We start from the raw sequence: 24,910 nt of genomic DNA, 5'->3' as shown, positions 1-24,910 counted from the left end.
CGGTTTCCCTGAACTCCGAGGCATCACGGTGACGCTGGTGACACTGATCGGCGCCTCGGCGATGGCGGGCGCCATCGGCGATGTGACCTTCCCATGGAGCGTCGGCGCTGCCCCTCACTGTCCTGCCGGACATCTCTCCCCGTGGAACGGGGAGAGAGGGGCTGGTCGTGACGCCGGCGTTCTCCCTGCACGCTGATTGGCGAAATCGTGGATGAGAGCGCTCCTCTCCCCGTCACTATACGGGGAGAGGATGCCGGCAGGCAGGTGAGGGGCAGCGCCAACCGCTGGCCACTATGAGGCAGCCCAGGTCACCGGAAGCGTCAAGCCGTACGTCTTTTCTTCGTTGCGGGCCAGTCGATCGTGAGCCGGTCCGCCGACAAGGCGACGCCGAATTTGTCCAGGGCCTCTTCAGCCGTGTAGTAGCCCAGCGCCACATCGCGCAGTACCTGATCGGCATCGCGCTGACGCGGATCGCCATAGCCGCCACCGCCCGGCGTGCCGACGCGCACGCGGTCGCCGGCCTTCAGCGGGATGTCCTGCTCCTTGGAGAGGTGCGGCGGTATGTGTTGCCCGCCATTGCGGAAGACGGTCACGCTGTTGGGCTCGCCGTCCCCACCGCCGTGGGCGCCTTGCGGGCCGAAGCGGCCGTGATCCATGACGAAAGAGGCACGCGCCTCGCCGCGCAGAATCTCGACCTCGTAGGCGAGGCCGAAACCGCCGCGATGCTTGCCGGCGCCGCCCGAGCCTTCGCGCAAGGCATAGTGCCGGTAGAGCACCGGAAAGGCCTGCTCCATGATCTCGACCGGCGGCGATTTGGAAATGCCGATGGTCGAGCAGCCGTTGGTCAGGCCGTCATGGCCTGAATTGCCGCCATAGCCGCCGCCGGAGATCTGGTACATGACATAATCGCGGCCGCGCGCCGGGTCGTTGCCGCCGAGCGCGAAATTGCCGCTGGAGCCGGCTGGAGCCGCCGTCACCTTGTCAGGCAGCGCCTGCACCATGGCCGCGAACACCGCCTCGGCGATGCGCTGCGAGACCTCGGCGGCGCAGCCAGAAACGGGCCGTGGGTATTTCGCGTCGAGGAAGGTGCCTTCCGGCCGCCTGACGTCGAGTGGCTCGAAGGCGCCGGCGCTGATCGGCACGTCCGGAAAGATATGACGCATGGCGAGATAGACCGAGGACAGGGTCGTCGCCAGCACGCTGTTCATCGGCCCGGCGCAGGGCTTTGACGACCCTGAAAAATCGAAGGTCAGCGTGTCGCCTTTCTTGTCGACGGCGAGCGCGATGGTCAGCGGTTCGTTGACGACCCCGTCGGAATCGACAAAGGCCTTGGAGCGGTAGGTGCCGTCGGGAATGGCCGCGATGTTGGCGCGCATCTGCTCGGCGGCGCGGCGGCGCAGTTCAGCGATTGCCTCGACGACGGTTTCGTCTCCGTAACGATCCAGGATTCCATTGAGCCTATCCTGACCGATCAACAGCGCGGCGGCCTGGGCCCTGATGTCGCCGATGCGCTGGTCTGCCACCCGGATGTTGGAGCAAATGATGGCGTAGATTTCGGAATCGAGCACGCCCTTCTTGAACAGTTTTACCGGCGGCAGCCGCAGGCCTTCCTGCTCGACGGCGGTTGCGGACGCGGAGAAGCCCCCGGGGACCGAGCCGCCAATGTCGGGCCAATGGCCTGTGTTCGACAACCAGCAGAAGATCTTTTCACCGCGATAGACCGGCATGGCGAAACGCACGTCCATCAGATGCGTGCCGCCGAGATAGGGGTCGTTGACGATGTAGATGTCGCCCGGCTCCGGGGCCAGACAGCGGCCGTCGGCGATCATCTCGATGACCATCCTGGTCGAATATTGCATGACGCCGACAAACACCGGCAGGCCCTGGCTGCCTTGCGCGATCAGCGAGCCATCGACGGCCGAATAAATACCGTCCGAGCGGTCATTGGCCTCGGCGATCACGGGCGAGAAGGCGGCGCGGGAAAAGGTCAGGTCCATCTCGTCGCAGACCTGCTGCAGGGCCGCCTGGAGAACCGAAAGCGTAATGGCGTCGAGCTTTGCACTATCAACTGGCATGTCAGGCCTCGCCAATGTCGATGATGATGTTGCCGTCGGCGTCCGATCGCGCGCGGTCGCCGGGTTCGAGCACGGTGGTGGCGTCCATCTGTTCGAGGATCGCCGGCCCTTCTATGACAGCGTCGAGCGGCAGCTTTTCCCTGATATAGACCGGCGTGTCATACCAGCGTCCGCCATACCAGACCGGCCTGATTTCGCGCCGCGCCTCTTCAAGCGTTTTTGCCCGCCCGGCGGGGTCGATCAGGCGTGACAGGTCGATCGCCGGGCGCACGCCGGTGACCGAGGTGTTGAGGTTTACGAGGTTGGCGCGGATTTCCGGCAGCTCCACCTTGAAGCGGGCGAAATAGGCCTTTTCGAACAGGGACTGCAATTCGTGCCGGGTCACCGACGAGGACGGCAACGGCACGTTGATGATGTGGGTCTGGCCGACGAACTGCATGTCGGCGGAGTGGGTGACGCGGATCGTTTCCGGCTTCACCGCTTCCTTGGCGATCAGCCCCTCGCCTTCGTTCCGGTGCCGTTCCAATACCTGGTGGAGCCGGGCTTCATCGAGCACAGCCACGGGCTGGTTGATGGTGTTGACGAAGTCGTGGCGCAGATCGGCGACGACGCAGCCGAGCGCGTTGGTGATGCCGGGACGCGCCGGCACCAGCACTTTGGGCAAGCCGAGTTCGCGGGCGAGCGCCGTGGCATGCAATGGGCCCGCGCCGCCGAAGGCGAACAGCGCGAAATCGCGGGGGTCATGGCCGCGCGACACCGAGACCATGCGGATGGCGCCGGCCATCTTCATGTTGCCGAGCCTGAGCACCGCGCCCGCGGCCTCGACACCCGACAGGCCGGTCGCCTTGCCGATCCTGTCCTCGAAGATGCCGGTGACGCGCTCCGACGTGACCGGGTTGTCGACGGCGAGCAGCTTCTTCGGCGCCAGCCGGCCGAGCACCAGATTGGCGTCGGTGATCGTCGGTTCGGTGCCACCGCGCCCATAGCAGATCGGGCCGGGATTGGCGCCCGCACTTTCCGGGCCGATCTGGATCAGGCCGGCGGCATCGACGCGGGCGATCGAGCCGCCGCCGGCGCCGACCGTATGCACCGCCACCATCGGCACATGGATGGGCATGGCGTATTCGATCTCGATCTCGTTCGAGACGGCCGGCTCGGCGTTGCGGATCAGCGCCACGTCGGTCGAAGTGCCGCCCATGTCGTAGGTGACGAGATTTTGGAAGCCCGCGCGCTTGCCCGTATAGGCGGCGGCGATGACGCCGGAGGCGGGGCCCGACATCACGGTCTTGGCCGATTCACGTGTGACGAAGCGCGCCGAGATCATGCCGCCATTGCCGTTCATGATGAGAAAATCGCGGGCATAACCCTTGTCGGCCAATTCCTTGCGCAGGCGCTCGACATAGCGCTCCAGGATCGGTTGCACCGAGGCGTTGACCGATGCCGTCACCCCACGCTCGAATTCGCGCGCTTCCGACAGCAGCGCATGGCCGGTGGTGATGTAACCGTTCGGCCAAAGCTCGGCGGCGATTTCGGCCGCGCGCCGCTCATGTGACGGGTTGGCGTAGGAATGCAGGAAATGGATGACGAGGGATTCGCAGCCGGCCGCGATGAGCGCCTGCACCGCCGCGCCCATCTCGGCCTCGTCGAGCGGCGTGCGGACGGCGCCTGATGCCTCGACGCGTTCGGACACTTCTAGGCGCAAATTGCGCGGGATGATCGGGACAAAGGTTCCGGTCATGCCATAGGGCTGCGGCCGCGTGCGCCGGCCGAGCTCGATCACGTCGCGAAAACCGCGCGTGGTGATCATGCCGGTCTTGGCCAGCCGGCGCTCCAGCACCGCATTGGTGGTGGTGGTCGTGCCATGCACGATGAGGTCGATGCCGTCGACCGGAAAGCCGGTGGCGCCGAGCGCCGAAACCACGCCGAAGGCCTGGTTGTCGACCGTGGTCGGGGTCTTGGCCAGATACACCTTGCCACCGTCCCTGCCGTCGATCAGAAGCAGGTCGGTGAAGGTTCCGCCGACATCGATGCCGGCGACGACGCTGCCCAGGGAATCCGGTGGCTGCACCGAAAAATTCTCTTTCATTGTCGAAACCCGAAATGCTGGGACTACGGATATGCCACAGTTTGGAAAGGTGTTTTACGGCGGCATCTTGACGCAAATATCGTTTGTATACTAATAAATTCCGGACACAAGAGCTTACCGCTTCGGTAGCGTGCATGGCACGCCGGAACCTGAATGGTCCGGGCGCGCACGGGAAAGTTTGGCGCCCGCGTCTGTAATTGGGCGAGAAGGTTGGAATTGATGAATACCACGCCCGCGTTCAATACCGCTGAAGCCCGCCCGCTGCAGTTTCCGATTCCGGCCAATGTCTATGCCGAAACCGTCGTCTCGGTGAAGCACTACACCGAACGGCTGTTCTCGTTCCGTATCACGCGCCCGCAGTCGCTGCGTTTCCGCTCCGGCGAATTCGTCATGATCGGCCTGCCCAATGCCGAGAAGCCGGTGTACCGCGCCTACTCCGTCGCCAGCCCGGCCTGGGACGAAGAGCTGGAATTCTTCTCGATCAAGGTACCGGATGGCCCGCTGACCTCGGAACTGCAGAAGATCCAGGTCGGCGACACGGTCATCATGCGCCAGAAGTCCACCGGCACGCTGGTGGTCGACGCACTGACCCCGGCCAAGCGCCTGTTCATGATCTCGACCGGCACCGGCATCGCGCCCTTCGCCAGCCTGCTACGCGACCCCGACACCTACGAGAAATTCGATCAGCTGATCCTGACCCACACCTGCCGCGACAATGCCGAGCTGATCTACGGCCAGGAGTTGGTGGCGGCACTGGAAAGCGACCCGCTGATCGGCGAGCTTACCGCCGGCCGCGTCACGCTGTACAATTCGACGACCCGCGAGGAGTCGGCACGCGTGGGCCGCATCACCGCGCTGATCGGCTCCGGCAAGTTCTACAGCGATCTCGGCATCGAGAAGCTCGATCCCGAGACCGACCGCATCATGATCTGCGGCTCGATGCACATGCTGAAGGACGTCAAGGAGCTGGCCGAAAGCCTCGGCTTCCAGGAAGGTTCGCTCAGCCATCCCTCGAGCTTCGTCGTCGAACGCGCCTTCGTCGGCTGAGACCAGCGCGTCTCCCAGAAACCTGTTTTGACCTTCCGGTCAAAAATCAGCTGCTTTCGCGGCCTTTTTCAGCTATCCCTCGCTTGAGGACTCGTGAAGCGCGGCTTCGCGGGCTATCTTCGTGCGTGTCGCCCAAAGTGCCGAACGGCTTTGGGAGAACGATGCGCACCAAGAGCGCACGCCGCTGAATGAAAGGGCAGGAGATGAGCAGCACAATCCGCGAAGCCGATCTTGGCACCAAGGTGACGCCGCTGCCGGCACGCGCCGCCGCCAACACGCCGGTGCCGCTGGACCATCACATCGCGCGCAATCCCGGCCTGAAACTCGACCTCGGTTTTCTGGAATCGGTGCGCAGCGTCAACCGCTCGGCGCTGGAACGCCGCGTCGCCAGCCTGACCAAGCGGCGCTCGATCAAGGCCGACAACCAGGCCGCCTGGCTGCTGCGGGCGATCGCCTGCATGGACCTGACGACGCTCAACTCCAACGATACCGAGGAGCGCGTGCGCCGGCTCTGCGCCAAGGCGATCAACCCGCTGCGCCGCGACATCATGGAAGGCCTCGGCATTGCGGGCGAGACCATCCGGCCCGCCGCCGTCTGCGTCTACCACCCCTTCGTCGCCACGGCTGTCGACGCCGTGCGCGGCACCGGCATCCATGTCGCCGCCGTCTCCACTGCCTTCCCGCATGGCCTGGCGCCGCTGTCGACCCGGCTGCAGGAGATCGAGGCCTCGGTGAAGGACGGGGCCGACGAGATCGACGTCGTCATCCCGCGCGGCCTGGTGTTCGGCGCCAAGTGGCGCGAGCTCTACAACGAGATCGTCTCGATGCGGGCCGCCTGCGGGGATGCGCATCTGAAGGTGATTTTGGGTACAGGCGACCTCGCCACGCTGCGCAATGTCATGCTGGCCTCGATGGTGGCGATGATGGCAGGCGCCGATTTCATCAAGACCTCGACCGGCAAGGAAAGCGTCAACGCCACGCTCCCGGTCGGGCTTGCCATGGTGCGCGCCATCAGGGCCTATTTCGAGGAGACCGGCTATCTCATCGGCTTCAAGCCGGCCGGCGGCATTTCCACCGCGAAAGTGTCGCTCGACTGGCTGGTGCTGATGAAGGAAGAGCTCGGCCGGCCGTGGCTGGAACCCGAGCTGTTCCGCTTCGGCGCCTCGAGCCTTTTGACCGACATCGAGCGCCAGCTCGAGCACCATCTGACCGGGCATTATTCGGCCAATCATCGCCACGCGATGGCTTGAGGCGAGCGAGGCTTTGAACGTGGAGCCCTACGGCGCCCCCCTCTGTCCTGCCCACTTGTGGGGAGATTGGCTGGCATCGGCCATTTCGCCAACCGGCGACGTTGCAGAATGGCGGCGGACAGTCGTGAAGGCCGATCTCCCCCCTCGTGGGGGAGATGTCCAGCAGGACAGAGGGGGGCGCGAAGAAATGCTTCCCGAGACAACTATCTGGAGCGTCCCATGAACATTCTCGAACGCTATCACGCCATGGAATACGGCCCGGCGCCGGAGGCCCGCAACGAAGCGGATGCCTGGCTCGCGGCACGCGATTTCGGCAAGGCGCTGTTCATCGGCGGCGACTGGAAAGCGGCGAGCGGCGGCAAGACCTTCGACACCAGCGAACCGTCTTCCGGCAAGCTGCTGGCCAGAGTCTCCGACGCCAATGCCAGCGATATCGATGCCGCGGTTTCCGCGGCCGCCAAGGCGCTGCCGAAATGGAGCGCGAGTTCGGGCTATCAGCGCGCGAAAGTGCTCTACGCCATCGGCCGCGCCATGCAGCGCCACCAGCGCCTGTTCGCCGTGCTTGAGACAATCGACAACGGCAAGCCTATCCGCGAAAGCCGCGACATCGACGTGCCGCTGGCGATCCGCCATTTTCTCCACCATGCCGGCTGGGCGCAGGCGCTGGACCGGGATTTTCCCGGCCACAAGGGTGTCGGCGTCGTTGGCCAGATCATCCCGTGGAACTTTCCGCTGCTGATGCTGGCCTGGAAGATCGCACCGGCACTCGCCGTCGGCTGCACCGTGGTTCTGAAGCCGGCCGAGTTCACGCCGCTCACATCAATCCTGTTCGCCGAGATCTGCGAACGCGCCGGCGTGCCGAAGGGCGTGGTCAATATCGTGCAGGGCGGTCCGGAAGCGGGTGCGGCAATCGTCAATCACCCCGGCATCCAGAAGATCGCCTTCACCGGTTCGTCGGAAGTCGGCAAGATCATCCGCAAGGCCACGGCGGGGTCGGGGAAAAAACTGTCGCTGGAGCTCGGCGGCAAGTCGGCCTTCATCGTCTTCGAGGACGCCGATCTCGACAGCGCCGTGGAAGGGCTGGTCGACGGCATCTGGTTCAACCAGGGCCAGGTCTGCTGCGCCGGTTCGCGGCTTCTAGTGCAGGAAGGCATCGCCGACGCCTTGATCGCCAAGGTCAAGACGCGGATGAGCCGGCTGCGTGTCGGCAGCCCGCTGGACAAGAACACCGATATCGGCCCGCTGGTCGACCTGACCCAGCTCGACCGAGTCAAGGGCCTGATCGCCGAGGGCGCCAGGCAGGGCGCCGTCTGCTGGCAGCCGGACGCGGCGCTGCCGTCGTCGGGTTACTATCACCTGCCGACGCTTGCAACGGGTGTTTCGCCGGCTAATATCCTGGCGCAGGAAGAGGTGTTCGGGCCGGTGCTCGCCACCATGACCTTCCGAAACACCGAGGAAGCGATCGAGCTCGCCAACAACACTCGTTACGGCCTGGCAGCCTCGGTGTGGAGCGAGAATGTCAACCTTGCCCTCCATGTGGCGCCGCAATTGAAGGCCGGCGTGGTGTGGATCAACGGCACCAACATGTTCGACGCCGCCTGCGGCTTCGGTGGCTATCGCGAGAGCGGCTTTGGCCGCGAAGGCGGGCGCGAGGGCATGTTCGAATATCTCTCGGCGAAACTGCCGCTCGGTCCGGTGATCAAGCCGGCGACGTCGTCAGCGCAGCCCGTCGAGCAGGCTGATGGCGTGGGAATCGACCGCACGGCTAAGTTGTTCATCGGCGGCAAGCAGGTGCGGCCGGACGGCAATTACTCGCTTGCCGTCGCGACCGCCAAGGGCAAGCTCGCCGGCGAAGTCGGGCTCGGCAGCCGCAAGGATATTCGCGACGCGGTTTCGGCTGCACGCGCCTGCAAGACCTGGCCGGAGGCGACCGCCTACAACCGTTCCCAGGTGCTTTACTATCTGGCCGAGAACCTTTCAGGCCGCGCAAGCGAGTTTGCCGCCCGCCTCACCGAACTGACCGGAGCCAACGCCAAGGCCGCGCGGGACGAGGTGGAACTCTCGATCGAACGGCTGTTCCTCTATGCCGGCCTCGCCGACAAGTTCGAGGGTCGCGTGCATCAGCCGCCGGCCCGTGCCGTGACGCTGGCGCTGCACGAGCCGGTCGGCGTCGTCGGCATCGTCGCGCCGGACAATCAGCCCCTGCTCGGCTTCATCTCGCTGGTCGCGCCGGCGCTGGCCATGGGCAACACGGTGGTCGCAGTGCCGTCGGAACGGTATCCGCTGCTGGCCACCGATCTCTATCAGGTCATCGAATATTCCGACGTGCCGGCCGGCGCCATCAACATCGTAACCGGCCGCAGCGCCGAACTTGCCGGCGTGCTGGCCAAGCACGACGACGTCGACGGGCTCTGGCTGTTTGCTGACGCCGAGACCTGCGCCAAGGCGGAAGCCGACTCCATCGGCAACCTCAAGCGCGTCTGGAGCGGCAATGGCCGCGGCCTCGACTGGGGTTCGGAAGAGGCCGCCGGCGATGCTTTGCTGCGCCGTGCCATCGAGGTGAAGAATGTCTGGGTGCCTTACGGCGACTAAGCGCTGTCGCCATCGCGTTCGGGCTTGACGCCCGGACTTATGTTCTTTAACGAGAAAAAACATCTTTATCAGTGAACTGGCACAGGCAGCACAATCGCGCCTGACTGGCACATGACGCCTTCGCCGGCCGCCGATAAAGGCAGTTGATCCAAGCAGGCGAGGAAAACATGGCGGATCTGGCAGGCAAGGTCGTTGTCATCACGGCAGCGGCGCAAGGCATCGGTAAGGCAAGCGCGCTGGCCTTCGCCAAGGCTGGCGCCACCGTCCATGCCACCGACATCAACGAGGCGCTGCTGGCGGAACTTGCCAAGACCTCCGACATCAAGACCCGAAAGGTCGACGTCCTCAACGACGAGGCGGTCAATGCCGCCTTTGCCGAGATCGGCGCCGTCGACGTGCTGTTCAATTGCGCCGGTTTCGTCCATTCGGGCTCGATCCTGGAGATGAAGGACGCCGATCTCGATTTCGCCTTCAATCTCAACGTGCGCGCCATGATCCGCACCATCCGGGCCGTGCTGCCCGGCATGCTGGAGCGCGGCGACGGATCTATCATCAACATGGCCTCGCTCGCCAGCTCGACCAAGGGTGTGCCGAACCGCTTCGCCTATGGCGTTACCAAGGCGGCGGTCATCGGCCTGACCAAGGCGGTCGCGGCCGACTATGTCGGCAAGGGCATACGCTGCAACGCCATCTGCCCCGGCACGGTCGAAAGCCCGTCGCTGCAGGACCGCATGCATGCCCAGGGCGACTATGACGCCGCCCGCGCCGCCTTCATCGCCCGCCAGCCGATGGGCCGGCTCGGCACGCCGGAGGAAATCGCCGACCTCGCCGTCTACCTGGCCGGCGCCACCTACACATCGGGGCAGGCTTATAATATCGACGGCGGCTGGTCGATCTGAGCGCTGCCTGGAGACGATCGCGGGCACCGCACGATCGGGTTTGACGAAGGATCGCGAAGTCTGAAAATCCCTCTCGCCGGCCGTCAAAACAGGCTGTCCGCGCTTGTCGTGAAGCAGGCGGGTGGCTAGGGTCCGCCCGGTTCCAGAAGGGCTGATGCCTCGGCGGAGAGTTTTAGAACGGCCACGAGGCCGCAATCAGGAGAAGATGCATGAAACTGCTGCGCTATGGCGAGGTGGGGAGCGAACGTCCCGGCCTGCTCGATGCGGATGGAACGATCCGCGATCTCTCCGCCCATGTCGCCGATATTGCCGGCACCACGCTTCATCCGGCCTCGCTGGACATGCTTTCGAAGCTCGACGCGAAGTCGCTGCCGGTGGTTTCCGGCAAGCCGCGCCTTGGCGCCTGCGTTGCCGGCACCGGCAAGTTCATCTGCATCGGCCTCAACTATTCCGACCACGCAGCCGAGACCGGCGCCACCGTGCCGCCTGAGCCGATCATCTTCATGAAGGCAAGCTCGGCCATCGTCGGCCCGGACGACGACGTGCTGATCCCGCGCGGCTCCGAGAAGACCGACTGGGAAGTCGAGCTCGGCGTGGTCATCGGCAAAACCGCGAAATACGTCAGCGAGGCCGACGCGCTCGACTACGTCGCCGGCTACTGCGTCGCCCATGACGTGTCCGAACGCGCCTTCCAGGCCGAGCGCCAGGGCCAGTGGACCAAGGGCAAGAGCTGCGACACGTTCGGCCCGACCGGCCCGTGGCTGGTGACCAAGGATGAAGTGGCCGACCCGCAGAACCTGAAAATGTGGCTGACCGTCAACGGCAAGACGATGCAGAACGGCTCGACCAGGACCATGGTCTATGGCGTTGCCTACCTCGTCTCCTACCTCAGCCAGTTCATGTCGCTGCACCCCGGCGACATTATTTCGACAGGCACCCCGCCCGGCGTCGGCCTCGGCATGAAGCCGCCGGTGTTCTTGAAGGCGGGTGATGTGGTGGAGCTGGGGATCGAAGGGCTCGGCCAGCAGAAGCAGAAGTTCAGGGCCGACGTGTAAGCGTCACCTCGCAGGCTTGCGCCGCCCCTCATCTGGCTGCCGCCATCTTCTCCCCGTATAGTGACGGGGAGAAGGACGCTGTTGTCGCTGCTTTCGCCGATTGGCGCCGACGTCGCGGCCAGCTTCTTTCTCCCCGTCACTACAACGGGGAGAAATGTCCGGCAGGACAATGAGGGGCGGCGCCGACCTATTTCAGATTAGCTGATCGTCTTCCCATCAGCCCCGAACCGATACGTCTTCGCCGGATCCGGCGTCGCATAAAGCGTCGCGCCGGGCTCCGCGTCGTACACGCCGAAAATCCGTACGGTGATCAGGCCGGCCTTTTCACAGTCGAGATAGAGATTGGTGTCGGCGCCGAGATGCTCGGCGTGCACCACGGTGCCCTTCCAGGCGCCCGATTTCGGATCGACGGTCAGGTGCTCCGGCCGCACCCCGATGGTCTTGGCCGTCTCGCCGAGCCGGGCGCCGTCGACGAAATTCATCTTCGGCGAACCGATGAAACCGGCGACGAATTCGTTTGCCGGCGAATTGTAGAGCTCCATCGGGCCGCCGATCTGCTCGATCTTTCCGGCGTTGAGCACGACGATCTTGTCGGCGAGCGTCATCGCCTCGACCTGATCGTGGGTGACGTAGATCATCGTCGCCTTCAGCCGGCGATGCAGCTGCGCGATTTCCAGCCGCGTGTTGACGCGCAGTGCCGCGTCAAGGTTCGACAAAGGCTCATCGAACAGGAACAGCTTTGGTTCGCGCACTACGGCGCGGCCGATGGCGACGCGCTGGCGCTGGCCGCCGGAGAGTTCCGCCGGCCGCCTTTCGAGATAAGGTTCCAGCGACAGCATGGACGAGGCGACGCCGATGCGGCGATCGATCTCCGCTGCAGGGGTGTTCGCCTGCTTGAGGCCGAGGCCCATATTGTTCTTCACCGTCAGATGCGGATAGAGCGCATAGGTCTGAAACACCATGGCGATGCCGCGCTTGGCAGGCGGGGTGACGGAGACATCCTCGCTATCGATCAGCACCCGGCCGGAGGTCGAATCCTCCAGCCCGGCGATGACGCGGAGCAAGGTCGACTTGCCGCAGCCCGAAGGGCCGACGAAGACGACGAACTCGCCATCCGTCACTTCGAGGTCGATGCCCTTCAGCACCTCGACCGGCCCGAAAGCCTTCTTCACATTCTCGATCTTCAGCGAGCCCACGGCAGTCCTCCAAATTGATGAGTGGGCGCGAAAGCGCCCCCCTCTGGCCTGCCGGCCATCTCCCCCTCAAGGGGGGAGATTGGCAGCGTCGACCCAGGCATTCTTCTTGCAATGTTGGTGATTGGCGAAGGCAAACGAGACAGCCGATCTCCCCCCTTGAGGGGGAGATGGCCGGCAGGCCAGAGGGGGGCGCCGTAGGGCGCGGGCGACAACAGCCTCATCACAGTCGCACCGCCTTGCCGCTGCGCACGCTCTCGTCGGCGGCAAGGCAGACGGCGAGCGACCGCACCGCGTCGTCCATGTGTCTGGTGAGATCGATATCCTCGCGGATCGCCTCGAGGACAAAAGCCTGTTCGAGATCGCAGAGGTCCTGATGGCCGGGTTCGCCCTCCATCGACAGCATCTCGTCCGGCCTGGCGAATTTGCCGTCCGGCCCGGTTGCGGCGCTGTGCAGACGGATGGTCGAGGTCTTGGTATGGGTGTCGATGTCGTCGGACTTGACGCCTTCCTTCATGACGATCGACACGCAGCCCTTTGGCGACATGACATCCTTCACGAAGAAGGCCGTCTCGGAAATCATCGGACCCCAGCCGGCCTCGTACCAGCCGACCGAACCGTCGTCGAACAGCACCTGCAGATGGCCGTAATTGTACATGGAGGGCGCCACCTCGTCGGTCAGCCGCACCCCCATGCCGCGCACCTCGACTGGTTTCGCATCGGTGATCTGCAGCATGACGTCGAGATAGTGCACGCCGCAGTCGACGATCGGCGAGGTCGTCTGCATCAACTGCTTGTGCGTCTCCCAGGTATGGCCCGAGGATTGCTGGTTGAGGTTCATGCGGAACACGTAGGGACCGCCGAGCTTGCGCGCCTCGGCGATCAACCTGATCCAGGACGGGTGATGGCGCAGGATGTAGCCGATCACCAGTTTTCGGCCGTTGGCCTTGGCGGCGGCGACGACGCGCCTGGCGTCCGCCACCGTCGTTGCCAGCGGCTTTTCGACGAAGACATGGCAGCCGGCCTCGAACGCTCTCACCGCATAGTCGGCATGGCTGTCCGAATAGGTGGCGATGCAGGCGACGTCGGGTTTTTCCTCGCGCAGGGCGTCGTCGAAGGACCGCCTGATGCCATAGCCGGACAGCCCGCCAGGCAACGGCACGTCGGAGCGGTTGACCAGCGCCGCGATCTGAAAACCCGGATTGGTGTGGTAGGCCAGCGCATGGCTGCGGCCCATATTGCCGAGACCGGCGACGACGACACGAAGCGGGGCTTGCGAACTCACTTGACGGCTCCCGACGTAATGCCGCGGATCAGCTGCCGCGAGAAGATGACATAGAGGATCAGCACCGGCAGGATCGCCAGCGACAGCGCGGCCAGGATGGCGTTCCAATTGGTGACGAACTGGCCGAGGAAAAGCTGGGCGCCGAGCGTCACCGTCTTGGTCTCTTCGGATGGCGCCAGGATCAGCGGGAACCACAGATCGTTCCAGATGGGGATCATGGTGAAGACGGCGACGGTCGCCATCGACGGCCGCACGAGCGGCACCACCAGGCGGAAGAAGATGGTGTATTCCGACAGGCCGTCGATGCGGCCGGCATTCTTCAGATCGTCGGACACCTGCTTCATGAATTCGGACAGGATGAAAACGGCCAGCGGCAGGCCTTGCGCGGTGTAGACCAGGATCAGCGCCGTCAGCGTATTGACCAGCCCGCTCGCCACCATCAATTGCAGGATGGCGACGGTGGCGAGGCGGATCGGGATCATGATGCCGAGCGCCAGGTAGAGCCCCATCAGCGTGTTGCCGCGAAAGCGGTATTCCGACAGCGCGAACGCCGCCATGGCGCCGAACAGCAGCACGAAGAACAGCGAGCCGACGGTGACGACGAGGCTGTTCTGGAAATAATGGATGAAGTCGCCCTGGCCGATCACCGTGGTGTAGCCGATCATGTCGAAGGTCTTCGGCGTCGGCGGCGTCAGCGGCGCGCCGAAGATGCCGGCGCGGGACTTGAACGAATTCATGATGACCAGGACCACCGGGAAAAGCGCGATCACCGTATAGGTCAGCAGGATCGCGTGGGCGCCGATGGTGCGGGGGAGCGAACGGGTGGCGATGCTCATTGGAAAACCTCCCTGCACAGAGAGGTTGGCGCCAAGGCACCCCCCTCTGTCCTGCCGCACATCTCCCCCTCAAGGCGGGAGATCGGCGGCATCGATGTAGCCACCAGTTCTGCTGCGCCGAAAGTTGGCGAAAACGGTGATGATATCCAATCTCCCCCCTTGAGGGGGAGATGGCCGGCAGGCCAGAGGGGGGTGTTCAGCCGTGACATCTCCAACCCTCAGAACTGGTAGCGACGCAGGCGCGTCTGGATGAGGAAGAGGTAGACGCAGACACCGCCGAGGATGATCAGGAACATGATCGTAGCGATGGTCGCGCCCATGTTGGGATCGCCGACCTGCAGCTGGAAACCGAAGAAGGCGCGGTAGAGGAAGGTGCCGAGAATATCGGTCGAATAGTTCGGCCCGGCGAGCGCGCCTTGCGCGGTGTAGATCAGGTCGAAGGCGTTGAAATTGCCGACGAAGGTGAGGATCGAGATGATGCCGATCGACGGCAGGATCAGCGGCAGCTTGATCTTCCAGAACTGCGACAGGCCGGTGATCCCGTCGCATTCGGCCGCCTCGATCACCTCTTCGGGGATGGACAGCAGCGCGGCATAGATCAGCATCATCGGGATGCCGATGAACTGCCACACCGAGACCAGGCTGAGCGCGGTCAGCGCGTATTGCTCCTTGCCGAGCCACGGCGTGAACAGGCTCTTCAGTCCGACGAAATCGAGCAGATGCGGCGCCACGCCCCACAGCGGCGACAGGATCAGCTTCCAGGCAAAGCCGACGATGACGAAGGACAGGATGGTCGGCACGAAGATCGCGGTGCGGTAGAAGGCCGAGAACCGGAGCTTCGGGCTGGACAGGAGCGCCGCCAAAAGCACGCCGACCGGGTTCTGCACCAGCATGTGGATGATGAAGAACCAGAGATTGTTGCGCAGCGCGTTCCAGAAATTCACCGACCAGTTGGGGTCGCCGAACAGTGTGCGGAAATTGTCCAGGCCAACGAAGATCTGGGACTGCTCGACGTTTCGGAACAGCGAGAGTTGCAGCGTGCCGGCCAGCGGCAGGATCATGATCGCCGTATAGACCAGCACCGCCGGCGCCAGGAAAACGGCGATATGCCAGCGGAACGGTCTTTTCGGTCGTGTTTGTGCGGCCATGAGTTCGGTCCCCGCCGATCAAGGGTCTGGGCAAATGCGTTCGACGGCAGCGCTGCCCCTCACCCTACCCTCTCCCCGTGAAGGACGGGGAGAGGGGGTTGCCAGCGTTGCAGCTGGTTCCTTCTCCCCGTCACTATACGGGGAGAAGGTGCCGGCAGGCGGATGAGGGGCGGCGCCGTCGTTCGCAGTCGATGCTATCGAAAAAGGCAGGGCCGTCCACTTGGAACGGCCTTGCTCCGTTGCCTGAGCTCTTACTTGGCCGGCTTATACCAGCTGTCGAGACCGGTCTGCAGCTTCTTGGCCGCGGCCTCGGGCGTGTCGGTGCCGTTGATGACGTTGGCCGATTCAACCCAGGTCTCGTTTTCGAGGTTCGGCGTGCCGCGCGACAGGATCTGGTAGGTCGAGCGGATCGTCGACTTGCACTTGCCGCGCCAGGAGACGAATTCCTGCGCCAGCGGGTCCTGCATCTTCACCGGCGAGGAGTTCAGGCTGAAGAAGCCCGGCAGCGCGTTGGCGTAGATGGTGGCGAAATCCGGCGAGGCTACCCAGGACAGGAAGGTCTTGGCCGCGTCCGCGTGCTTGGAGGCTGCATTCAGGCCCATGCCAATATCAGTATGGTCGGAGATGTAGCAGGTGTCTCCGGCCTTCTCGACCGGCGGCGGGAAGGCGCCCATCTTGAACTGGGCCTGGGTGTTGAACAGGCCGATTTCCCACGAGCCGGCCGGGTAGATGGCGGCGCGGCCGAGCGTGAACAGGTTCTGGCTGTCCGGATAGGTCTGGGCTTCGAAGCCGTCGCCCAGATATGGCTTCCACTTGGCCAGTTCCTCATACGGCGCGACCCAATCCTTGTCGGTCAGCTTCTGATCGCCCTTGATCAGCGCCTTGCGGCCGTCCTCGCCCTTCCAGTAATTGGGGCCGATGTTCTGGTAGCCCATGGTTGCGGCTTCCCAGAGGTCCTTGGTGCCCATCGCCATCGGGATGTAGGTGCCGTCAGCCTTGATCTTGTCGAGCGCGGCGAAGAACTCGTCGCGGGTCTGCGGCACCTTGATGCCGAGCTTGTCGAAGGCATCCTTGTTGTAGATGAAGCCGTGGATGACGGATGCCATCGGCACGCAGAAGCTCGCCTTGCCGTCATCCGTCTGCCAAGCGGACTTGGCGACGGGCGAGAAGTTTTCCATGCCGGGCAGCGCCGATAGGTCGGCAAGGTTGCCCTTCTTGAACAATTCAAGCGACTTGTCGAACGGGCGGCAGGTGATCAGGTCGCCCGCCGAGCCGGCGGCGAGCTTGGCACCGAGCGCGGCGTCATATTCGGTCGGAGCCGATGGTGCGAACACCACCTTGATGCCGGGGTTCTTGGCTTCGAAGGCCGGGATCAGCTTGTCCTTCCAGATGGCAAGGTCGTCGCCGCGCCAGCTTTCGATGTTGAGCGTTACGTCCTCGGCGTGAGCCAACCCGGCGGAGCCGAGAATGCTTGTGCCCAGAAGCAGTGCCGTCAGTAGTTTCGTTGTCATGCTCAGTCTCCCTGTTGACCTTTTTCAGGTTCGGTTTTGATGAGAACCTAGGCTTTGGAGCCCTTGTTCCCCTCGCAAGCCCGTTTCACCCCGATCGAAATCGGGATGAAACAGGCTCTATTTCTTTGTTCGAGCATGATCTTTTCCGAAAAGCGGTTTCCACTTTTCGGGATCATGCCCCAGCGCGGAAAGGGCTGGCCGCAGCTTCTGGCCCGTCCGTTCCAGTATCTTCCGCGCAGCGTCGGCGCTGTCGGCGCCGGCGGCGAGCAGAATGGCGGTCTTGACCGCGCCGCCGCTCTTTTCGAGCAGGCTGGCGGCCTCTTCGCGGCTCGCGCCGCTGATGGCGGCAACCATCCGCGCCGCCCTGTCGCGCAGCTTCATGTTGTCGGCCATGAGGTTGACCATGTAGCCGTCATGAACATGGCCGAGATGGATGGCGGTCAGCGTCGACAGCATGTTGAGGGCGATCTTCTGCGCCGTGCCGGCGCCCATGCGGGTCGAGCCGGCGATGACTTCCGGCGGCGTTTCGAGCAGGATGGCGGTGTCGGCCTGGCGGAGCAGAGCAGAGTCCCTGTTGTTGGCGACGCCGATGGTGGCGGCGCCCCGGCGCCGCGCGTCCTCGATGGCGCGCACCGCATAGGGCGTCGTGCCGCTGGCCGAAAGAGCGATCAGGCAATCGCCCGCGCCGATGCCGGCATTGGCGACCGCGGTCGAGGCCTCCTCTGCATCATCCTCGGGCCCGCCGGCCAGTGTCCTGAAGGCCCCGTCGCCGCCGGCGATCAGGATGGCGATGCGGTCGCGCTGGATGCCGAACGTGCCGGGCAGCTCCAGCGCGTCGGCCAGCGCCATCAGGCCGGAGCTGCCGGCCGCGGCATAGGCAAGGTTGCCGCCGCCGCTCAGGCAGCCGGCAATGATCTCGGCTGCCCTGGCGATGGAGGGAATGGCGTTGCGGACGGCCTTCGCGGCCTCGACCTGCGCATCGGCCAGCGAGCCGAGGATCGCTTCGGGAGCCTGGATATCCAGTCCCTCGGCATTCCCATGCAGCGCTTCGGTGCGCGTTTCGGCCATCCCAGTTCCTCCAAACTTCGAAAACAATACCAAAAAAATACCACTTGTCCACACGCATTAACGAACTTGCGGGCAGGAAATCGCTGAGCCGACGAATTGCACAGATTTTTCAATAAAATGCGGCTTAATCTTTTTGAAACGGAAATTAACCCTTGGCTATTGGTATTTTATTGGTATTATCCGCCCGGAGGAGAAATCACGTGAAATTCGTGCTCGGCATCGATGGCGGCGGCACCAGCTGCAGAGCCGCATTGGCTACAGCGGACGGCGTTGTCGTCGGCCGTGCCAAAAGCGGCGCCGCCAACATCCGCACCGACCTCACCGGCGCCCGCTCGAACATCGTCGATGCGGCGCGGCAGGCTTTCATCGCCGCCGGGCAGGACCCGGACCTGATCCCGCAAACACCCGCCATTCTCGGCCTTGCCGGCGCCAATGTCGGCACCTACCGGCAGCAGCTCGAAGCGATCCTGCCGTTCAGCACCAGCCGCGTCGAGACCGACGCCGAAATCGCGCTCGAAGGCGCGGTCGGTTCCGGCGACGGCGCGATGGCGATCCTTGGAACCGGCACCGCCTATATGGCGCGCAAGGATGGCAAATCGCGTGCCATTGGCGGCTGGGGCTTTCAAGTGGGCGACCAGGGCAGCGGCGCCCGCATCGGCCGCGACCTGCTGGAGCAGACATTGCTCGCGCATGACGGCGTGCGCCAGGCCTCGCCGCTGACCGACAGCATGATGGCCGTTTTCCGCAACAATCCCGAGGACGTGGTCGAGTTCACCACCAACGCCAAGCCAGGCGATTTCGGCGGCTTCGCGCCGAAAGTGTTCGAGCACGCGCAAAAAGGCGACATCGTCGCCAACTGGATCCTCGACAAGGCGGTCGCCGATGTCGAGGCCTCGCTCGGCGCGCTCGACCTCGCCGCCGGCGCGCCGCTCTGCCTGCTCGGCGGGCTGGCGCCGCTCTATGCGCCGCGCCTGTCGGCGCGCTACCGCGCCTTGCTGAAGGAACCGCTCGACGATGCGCTTGGCGGCGCGGTGCAGATGGCGGCGCGCCTTTTCAATGGGCCCTTGGGGGCTGCGCGATGAGCGATGCCGCCGACCAGATCTTCGCCGCCCTCAAACAATCCTCGCAAAGCGGCGCGCCGCTTTACCTGCAGCTGCGCAAAAGCATCGAGGACGCCGTCAATCGCGGGCTGATCGGCCCGGGCGACGCGCTGCCATCCGAGCGCGACATCGCCACCAAGGCCGACATTTCACGCGTCACCGTGCGCAAGGCGGTGCAGGACCTAGTCAAGGGCGGCATATTGGTGCAGCGCCACGGCTCCGGCACCTTCGTCGCGCCGCGCATGGAGCGCGTCGAGCAGTCGCTGTCGCGGCTGACTTCCTTCACCGAGGACATGGCGCGGCGCGGCATGGCGGTGCGTTCGGCCTGGCTCGACCGCGGCCTCTACGCGCCGTCGCCCGACGAGATGATGGTGCTAGGCCTGTCGTCGAACGAGCTGGTGGCGCGCGTGGCGCGCCTGCGCATCGCCAACGATACGCCGCTGGCGATCGAACGCGCCTCGCTGTCGGCCAGCGTGCTGCCCGATCCGGCCGGCATCGGCTCGTCGCTCTACGCGGCACTGGAACTGACCGGCAACCGGCCGGTGCGGGCGGTGCAACGCATCTCCGCCGCCAATCTCGGCGATGGCGATGCGCGCCTGCTCGAAGTGCCGCCGGGTATTGCCGGCCTGCACATCGAGCGTATTTCCTATCTGGCGAGCGGCAAGGTGATCGAATTCACCCGCTCCATCTACCGGGGCGACGCCTATGATTTCGTCGCCGAACTGCGGCTGACAGGGCCGAGCGAAGAGAGCCGACCATGATTGCCAACACCACCCATATGCAGCGCGAGATCGAGGAGATCCCGCAGGCCGTCGCCCGCCTGCTCGACGGCTCGGGAGCGGTGCTGGCCGAAGCCGGGCGCGGCATCAGGGAGCGCGACCCGCATTTCGTCGTCACCGTGGCACGTGGCTCGTCCGACCATGCCGCCACCTTCATGAAATATGCCGTGGAGCTGACCGCAGGCCTTGCCGTCGCCTCGGTCGGCCCCTCCATCGCCTCGATCTATGGCCGCAAGCTCCGGCTTGACGGCTCGGCCTGCCTGGCGATCTCGCAGTCGGGCAAGAGCCCCGACATCGTCGCCATGGCCGAGACTGCACGGGCCGGCGGCGCGCTGACCATCGCCGTCACCAATACCGCCGATTCGCCGCTCGCGCGGGCGTCGGATTTCGCCATCGACATCCTGGCCGGTCCCGAGCGCAGCGTCGCGGCAACCAAGACCTTCATCAACTCCGCGGTTGCCGGTCTTGCCCTGATGGCGCATGCGACCGGCGATGAAGCGCTTCTCGCGGCACTTGCCCGCCTGCCCGAGCATTTCGGCAAGGCGATCGCCTGCGACTGGATGAGCGTGCTGGCCGAAACGATCGAGAAGCAGAAGTCGCTGTTCATTCTCGGCCGCGGCCCGTCGGCGGCGATGGCCAACGAGGCGGCGCTGAAATTCAAGGAGACCTGCGGCATCCATGCCGAGGCCTATAGCGCGGCCGAGGTCATGCATGGCCCGCTGGCGCTGATCGGCCCCGACTTTCCGGTGCTGGCGCTGGCCGCGCGCGACGCGTCCGAGCCCTCCGTCGCCGAAGCGGCCGACAGCCTGGCGGCCAAGGGCGCGCCGGTGTTCGTCACCTCGGCGCTCGCCAATCGCGCCACGCGCCTGCCGCATGTCGCCACCGGTCACCCGTTGACCGATCCGCTGACGCTGATCGTCTCCTTCTACATGTTCGTCGAGGCCTTTGCCCGGCATCGCGGCCTCGACCCGGACGCGCCGCGCAACCTTCGCAAGGTGACGGAGACCGTATGAGCGACCGTTTTGCCCTGACTGGCGCCCGCATTTTCGACGGCGACGACTGGCATGAAGGCTCAGCCCTCGTCGTGCGCGACGGCCTCATCGAGGCCATGCTGCCGCAAGGCGCGCTTCCGGGGGATATCCGCGCCATCGACACCGGTGGCGGCATGCTGGCGCCGGGCTTCGTCGACATCCAGGTCAATGGCGGCGGCGGGGTGATGCTCAACGACCATCCCGATGTCGCTTCCATCGAAACCATCTGCCGCGCGCATGCGCCGTTCGGCACGACGGCGCTGCTGCCGACGCTGATCACCGACACGCCCGCGATCACCGCCGCGGCAATCGCCGCCGGCGAAGCGGCAGCGCTGCAAAAAGTGCCGGGTTTTCTCGGCCTGCATCTGGAAGGTCCGCATCTGTCGATCGCCCGCAAGGGTGCGCATGATCCGGCGCTGATCCGGCCGATGACGGATGCCGACCAGGCCATGCTGATCGCGGCGCGCAACAAATTGCCGGTGCTGCTGACCACGATCGCGCCCGAATCCGTCGATGCGGCCCGGGTCACGGCCTTGGCCAAGGCCGGGATCATCGTCAGCCTTGGCCACTCCGATACGGGCCATGCCACGGCAAAAGCCTTCGCCGAGGCCGGCGCCAGCGTCGTCACGCACCTCTTCAACGCGATGAGCCAGATCGGCAACCGCGAGCCCGGGCTGGCGGGCGCGGTCATCGACATCGGTGCCTTGTCCGCCGGCCTGATTGCCGACGGCATCCATGTCCATCCGGCCACGATCAGGATCGCGCTCGATGCCAAGCAGGGGCCGGGCAGGATCGTGCTGGTCACCGACGCGATGGCGACAATCGGCACCGACATGAGTTCGTTCGCGCTCAACGGCCGCACCATCTACCGCAAGGACGGGAGCCTCAGGCTTGCCGACGGCACGCTGGCGGGCGCCGACCTCGACATGATCTCGGCCATCCGGTTCATGCACCGCACCGTCGGGCTCGAGCTATCCGAAGCCTTGCGCATGGCTTCGCTCTATCCGGCGCAGGCGATCGGCCAGTCGCACCGGCTTGGCCGCTTCGCCAATGGCACGGCGGCGGACATCGTTGCGCTGTCGGACGATCTTGACATAGGAAGCGTCTGGATCGGCGGCGACAAGGTGTTCGAGGCTGCCGCTTCCCGGTGAGAGCGAGGCCATGCATACAATCGATTGTGTCGTCGCCGGAGCAGGTGTCGTCGGGCTTGCCGTCGCCAGAGCCCTTGCCTTGTCGGGCCGCGAAGTGGTGGTGATCGAAAAGGCCGACGCGATCGGCACCGTCACCAGTTCACGCAATTCGGAAGTCATCCATGCCGGGCTCTATTATGCGCCTGGCAGCCTGAAGGCCCGGCTCTGCGTCGAAGGACGCAGGCTTCTCTACGCCTACTGCGCCGAACACGATATCGGCCATCGCCGCGCCGGCAAGCTGATCGTCGCCAGCGAGCCCGGCCAGGCGGACGCGCTGCGGGCGATCGAGGCCAATGCGAAGCGCTGCGGGGTCGACGATCTCGAGCTTTTGACACGCGGCGAGGCCGAGCGCCTGGAACCGGCGCTGACCTGTGCCTCCGCGTTGCTGTCGCCATCGACCGGCATTATAGACAGCCATGCGCTGATGCTGTCGCTGCGCGGCGACGCCGAAGCCGCCGGCACATCCTTTGCTCTCCTCACTTCCGTTGCCGGAGCAGCGATCGAAGCCGATGCGATCCGGATCGACACGCGCGATGCCAATGGCGAGACCTTCGCCCTGGAGGCCGGCGCTTTCGTCAACGCCGCGGGCCTCGATGCGCAGGCGGTGGCCAGCCGAATCGACGGTTTTCCTGGAGGTCTCATCCCCCGGCAATGGCTGGCGCGCGGCAATTATTTCGCGCATCCGGGGCGGTCGCCGTTTTCGCGGCTGATCTATCCGGTTCCGGTCGAAGGCGGCCTCGGCGTCCATCTGACGCTCGACCTTGCCGGCAATGCGCGCTTTGGCCCCGACGTCGAATGGATCGACGGAGTGGATTACACGGTCGACCCCGGCCGAAGCGCCGTCTTCTACGAGGCGATCCGCCGCTATTGGCCCGACCTTGCCGATGAAGCCCTGCAGCCGGCCTATGCCGGCATCAGGCCGAAGCTGTCCGGCCCGGGCCAAGCTTCAGCCGATTTCATGATCCAGGGGCCGGCCGATCATGGCGCGGGCCAGATCGTCAATCTGTTCGGCATCGAGAGCCCCGGCCTGACCGCAAGCCTGGCGATCGCCGACCATGTCGTCGAACTCTTGTACCGGCCTGAGTCGGGGCGCCGAAGTGGGGTATCTGCTTAGCCGGCTTTGGCGGCGACGTAGAGATCCTTGTAGCTGTCACGAAGCAAGTTCTTCTGTACCTTGCCCATCGTGTTGCGCGGCAGTTCGTCGACGAAAATCACCCGTTTGGGATGCTTGTACTTCGCCACGCGTCCGGTGATGGCGTCGAGAATCTCGGCCGCGCTGATCCGCGACGCGGGTGAGCGCACGACGACAGCGGTGACACCTTCGCCGAAGTCCGGATGGGCAAGGCCGATGACGGCGCTTTCCAGGACGCCGTCGAGCGCGTCGATCTCGCTTTCGAGTTCCTTCGGATAGACGTTGTAGCCGCCGGAGATGATCAGGTCCTTGCCGCGACCGACGATGTGGACATAGCCGTCGGCGTCGATCATGCCGAGGTCGGCGGTGATGAAGAAGCCGTCGGCGCGGAATTCCGCCTTGGTCTTTTCCGGCATGCGCCAATAGCCGCTGAACACATTCGGACCCTTGACCTCGATCATGCCAACGTCGCCCCGGTCAAGCGGCCCACCGCTGTCGGGATCGGCGATGCGCAGCGACACGCCGGGCAAGGGGAAACCGACCGTGCCGGCGCGCCGCTCGCCCTCATATGGATTGGAGGTGTTCATGTTGGTCTCGGTCATGCCGTAGCGCTCGAGGATGGCGTGGCCGGTACGATCGCGCCATGCCTTGTGCGTCTCGGCCAGCAGCGGCGCGGAACCGGACACGAACAGCCGGATGGCCTTCGCCGCCTCGCGATCCAGCCCCTCCTGCTGCAGCAGCCTGGTGTAGAAGGTCGGCACGCCCATCAGGGCGGTGGCGCGCGGCAGCAGCGAGATGATTCGGCCCGCGTCGAATTTTTGCTCGAACAACATCGAGGCGCCGGCCATCAGGACGACGTTGGTGGCGACAAACAGGCCGTGCGTGTGGAAGATCGGCAGCGCGTGGATCAGCACGTCATCCCTGGTGAAGCGCCATTGCTCGACCAGCACCCGCGCGTTCGAGGCAAGGTTCTCGTGGCTGAGCATGGCGCCTTTCGAACGACCGGTCGTTCCCGACGTGTAGAGGATCGCCGCAAGATCGTCCGCGCCACGCTCGACATCGTGGAAATCGGAGGACTGACGCGATGCCTGATCCGCAAGGGACCCCTGGCCATTACGGTCGAGCGTGACCACGACGGCACCGGATGGGTCGACCATCCCACGGATGTCCGCCGACCGCGCGGGATCGCAGACAATCACGCGAGGCGCCGCATCGTCGAAGAAATAGCCGAGCTCGGCCAGCGTATAGGCGGTGTTGAGCGGCAGGAAGACGGCGCCGGCGCGCACACAGGCGAGATAAAGCAAAACCATCTCCGGGCTCTTCTCGACCTGCACGGCAATCCGGTCGCCGGGCGCGACATCCATTTGCAGCAGCGCATGCGCAAGCTGCGCCGACCGTGCCAGCATGTCGCCATAGGTGAGCGAGCGCCCATCATCGGTTTCCATCAACAGATGCCCAGGCGCCGGCATCCGGGACCGGAATGCATCGAACAGATGATTGCTCATGAAATCTTCCTGGGGTGACGGCAATTGGGGTGACGGCGATGTCGACGCCGGCCGTGGGTCGGCACGCGGCGAAGAGTTCGCGTTTCCCGGCCCGGCCGTCAAGGCCGCAAACGGCTGCCCGGCGTCTA

General features: G+C 64.9%; 19 protein-coding genes. 10 read left to right on the top strand and 9 right to left on the bottom strand.

The window, feature by feature from the left end; all coding sequences use genetic code 11:
• Positions 1 to 320: 320 nt before the first annotated feature.
• Positions 321 to 2,075 carry a hydantoinase B/oxoprolinase family protein gene (locus LB536_RS23765; RefSeq protein WP_224596876.1) on the bottom strand — a complete coding sequence of 585 codons (1,755 nt, stop codon included), beginning with the start codon at positions 2,073 to 2,075 and terminating at the stop codon, positions 321 to 323.
• A gap of 1 nt (position 2,076) precedes the next feature.
• Complete coding sequence (locus LB536_RS23760) at positions 2,077 to 4,161, bottom strand: hydantoinase/oxoprolinase family protein (protein ID WP_224596874.1); 2,085 nt, start codon at positions 4,159 to 4,161, stop codon at positions 2,077 to 2,079.
• Between the two features lie 219 nt (positions 4,162 to 4,380).
• On the opposite strand from LB536_RS23760, the gene LB536_RS23755 reads away from it, so the two are divergent.
• The 5 genes from LB536_RS23755 to LB536_RS23735 all read left to right on the top strand — a co-directional run bounded on the left by LB536_RS23755 (position 4,381) and on the right by LB536_RS23735 (position 11,004).
• Positions 4,381 to 5,208 (top strand): ferredoxin--NADP reductase, encoded by an 828-nt coding sequence (locus LB536_RS23755; RefSeq protein WP_224596873.1) that lies wholly within the window; start codon positions 4,381 to 4,383, stop codon positions 5,206 to 5,208.
• Positions 5,209 to 5,411: 203 nt separating this feature from the next.
• Entirely contained in the window at positions 5,412 to 6,458 is a 1,047-nt protein-coding gene (gene deoC / locus LB536_RS23750) for a deoxyribose-phosphate aldolase (protein WP_127871140.1), read from the top strand.
• Between the two features lie 219 nt (positions 6,459 to 6,677).
• Complete coding sequence (locus LB536_RS23745) at positions 6,678 to 9,050, top strand: aldehyde dehydrogenase family protein (protein WP_224596871.1); 2,373 nt, start codon at positions 6,678 to 6,680, stop codon at positions 9,048 to 9,050.
• 167 nt (positions 9,051 to 9,217) lie between these two features.
• Positions 9,218 to 9,949 (top strand): SDR family oxidoreductase, encoded by a 732-nt coding sequence (locus LB536_RS23740; RefSeq protein WP_224596869.1) that lies wholly within the window; start codon positions 9,218 to 9,220, stop codon positions 9,947 to 9,949.
• A gap of 209 nt (positions 9,950 to 10,158) precedes the next feature.
• Positions 10,159 to 11,004 carry a fumarylacetoacetate hydrolase family protein gene (locus tag LB536_RS23735; protein ID WP_224596867.1) on the top strand — a complete coding sequence of 282 codons (846 nt, stop codon included), beginning with the start codon at positions 10,159 to 10,161 and terminating at the stop codon, positions 11,002 to 11,004.
• A gap of 197 nt (positions 11,005 to 11,201) precedes the next feature.
• Here the strand turns inward: LB536_RS23735 and LB536_RS23730 are convergent, their stop codons facing one another.
• The 6 genes from LB536_RS23730 to LB536_RS23705 all read right to left on the bottom strand — a co-directional run bounded on the left by LB536_RS23730 (position 11,202) and on the right by LB536_RS23705 (position 18,045).
• Positions 11,202 to 12,200, bottom strand: coding sequence for an ABC transporter ATP-binding protein (locus tag LB536_RS23730; RefSeq protein ID WP_224596864.1), 999 nt, complete (start codon positions 12,198 to 12,200; stop codon positions 11,202 to 11,204).
• Positions 12,201 to 12,420: 220 nt separating this feature from the next.
• Complete coding sequence (locus LB536_RS23725; RefSeq protein WP_224596862.1) at positions 12,421 to 13,482, bottom strand: Gfo/Idh/MocA family protein; 1,062 nt, start codon at positions 13,480 to 13,482, stop codon at positions 12,421 to 12,423.
• On the bottom strand, positions 13,479 to 14,318 hold the full coding sequence (locus LB536_RS23720) for a carbohydrate ABC transporter permease (RefSeq protein ID WP_127871135.1): 840 nt from the start codon (positions 14,316 to 14,318) through the stop codon (positions 13,479 to 13,481). The genes LB536_RS23725 and LB536_RS23720 overlap by 4 nt, the downstream gene beginning before the upstream one ends.
• Positions 14,319 to 14,536: 218 nt before the next feature.
• Positions 14,537 to 15,466, bottom strand: coding sequence for a carbohydrate ABC transporter permease (locus LB536_RS23715; RefSeq protein ID WP_224596858.1), 930 nt, complete (start codon positions 15,464 to 15,466; stop codon positions 14,537 to 14,539).
• A 251-nt stretch (positions 15,467 to 15,717) separates the two neighbouring features.
• Positions 15,718 to 16,977 carry an ABC transporter substrate-binding protein gene (locus tag LB536_RS23710; protein WP_224596855.1) on the bottom strand — a complete coding sequence of 420 codons (1,260 nt, stop codon included), beginning with the start codon at positions 16,975 to 16,977 and terminating at the stop codon, positions 15,718 to 15,720.
• Between the two features lie 117 nt (positions 16,978 to 17,094).
• Positions 17,095 to 18,045 (bottom strand): N-acetylmuramic acid 6-phosphate etherase, encoded by a 951-nt coding sequence (locus LB536_RS23705; protein ID WP_224596852.1) that lies wholly within the window; start codon positions 18,043 to 18,045, stop codon positions 17,095 to 17,097.
• 200 nt (positions 18,046 to 18,245) lie between these two features.
• Between LB536_RS23705 and LB536_RS23700 the strand changes: the two genes are divergently transcribed.
• Genes LB536_RS23700 through LB536_RS23680 form a run of 5 tightly spaced genes read left to right on the top strand, consistent with a single transcriptional unit; the run spans position 18,246 to position 23,259 of the window.
• Positions 18,246 to 19,127: a BadF/BadG/BcrA/BcrD ATPase family protein gene (locus tag LB536_RS23700; protein WP_224596849.1), complete on the top strand. Its 882-nt coding sequence runs from the start codon at positions 18,246 to 18,248 to the stop codon at positions 19,125 to 19,127.
• Entirely contained in the window at positions 19,124 to 19,906 is a 783-nt protein-coding gene (locus LB536_RS23695) for a GntR family transcriptional regulator (protein ID WP_140812249.1), read from the top strand. The genes LB536_RS23700 and LB536_RS23695 overlap by 4 nt, the downstream gene beginning before the upstream one ends.
• Complete coding sequence (locus LB536_RS23690; protein ID WP_224596846.1) at positions 19,903 to 20,937, top strand: SIS domain-containing protein; 1,035 nt, start codon at positions 19,903 to 19,905, stop codon at positions 20,935 to 20,937. The genes LB536_RS23695 and LB536_RS23690 overlap by 4 nt, the downstream gene beginning before the upstream one ends.
• On the top strand, positions 20,934 to 22,106 hold the full coding sequence (nagA, locus tag LB536_RS23685; RefSeq protein ID WP_224596843.1) for an N-acetylglucosamine-6-phosphate deacetylase: 1,173 nt from the start codon (positions 20,934 to 20,936) through the stop codon (positions 22,104 to 22,106). The genes LB536_RS23690 and nagA overlap by 4 nt, the downstream gene beginning before the upstream one ends.
• A gap of 10 nt (positions 22,107 to 22,116) precedes the next feature.
• Positions 22,117 to 23,259, top strand: coding sequence for an NAD(P)/FAD-dependent oxidoreductase (locus tag LB536_RS23680; RefSeq protein WP_224596842.1), 1,143 nt, complete (start codon positions 22,117 to 22,119; stop codon positions 23,257 to 23,259).
• Here the strand turns inward: LB536_RS23680 and LB536_RS23675 are convergent.
• Positions 23,256 to 24,782: a malonate--CoA ligase gene (locus LB536_RS23675; RefSeq protein ID WP_224596839.1), complete on the bottom strand. Its 1,527-nt coding sequence runs from the start codon at positions 24,780 to 24,782 to the stop codon at positions 23,256 to 23,258. The genes LB536_RS23680 and LB536_RS23675 overlap by 4 nt on opposite strands.
• Positions 24,783 to 24,910 lie beyond the last annotated feature (128 nt).

The sequence above is a fragment of the Mesorhizobium sp. ES1-3 genome (assembly GCF_020164795.1).
GTDB lineage: Bacteria > Pseudomonadota > Alphaproteobacteria > Rhizobiales > Rhizobiaceae > Mesorhizobium.
This window is presented reverse-complemented; position numbering and strand designations above follow the sequence as displayed.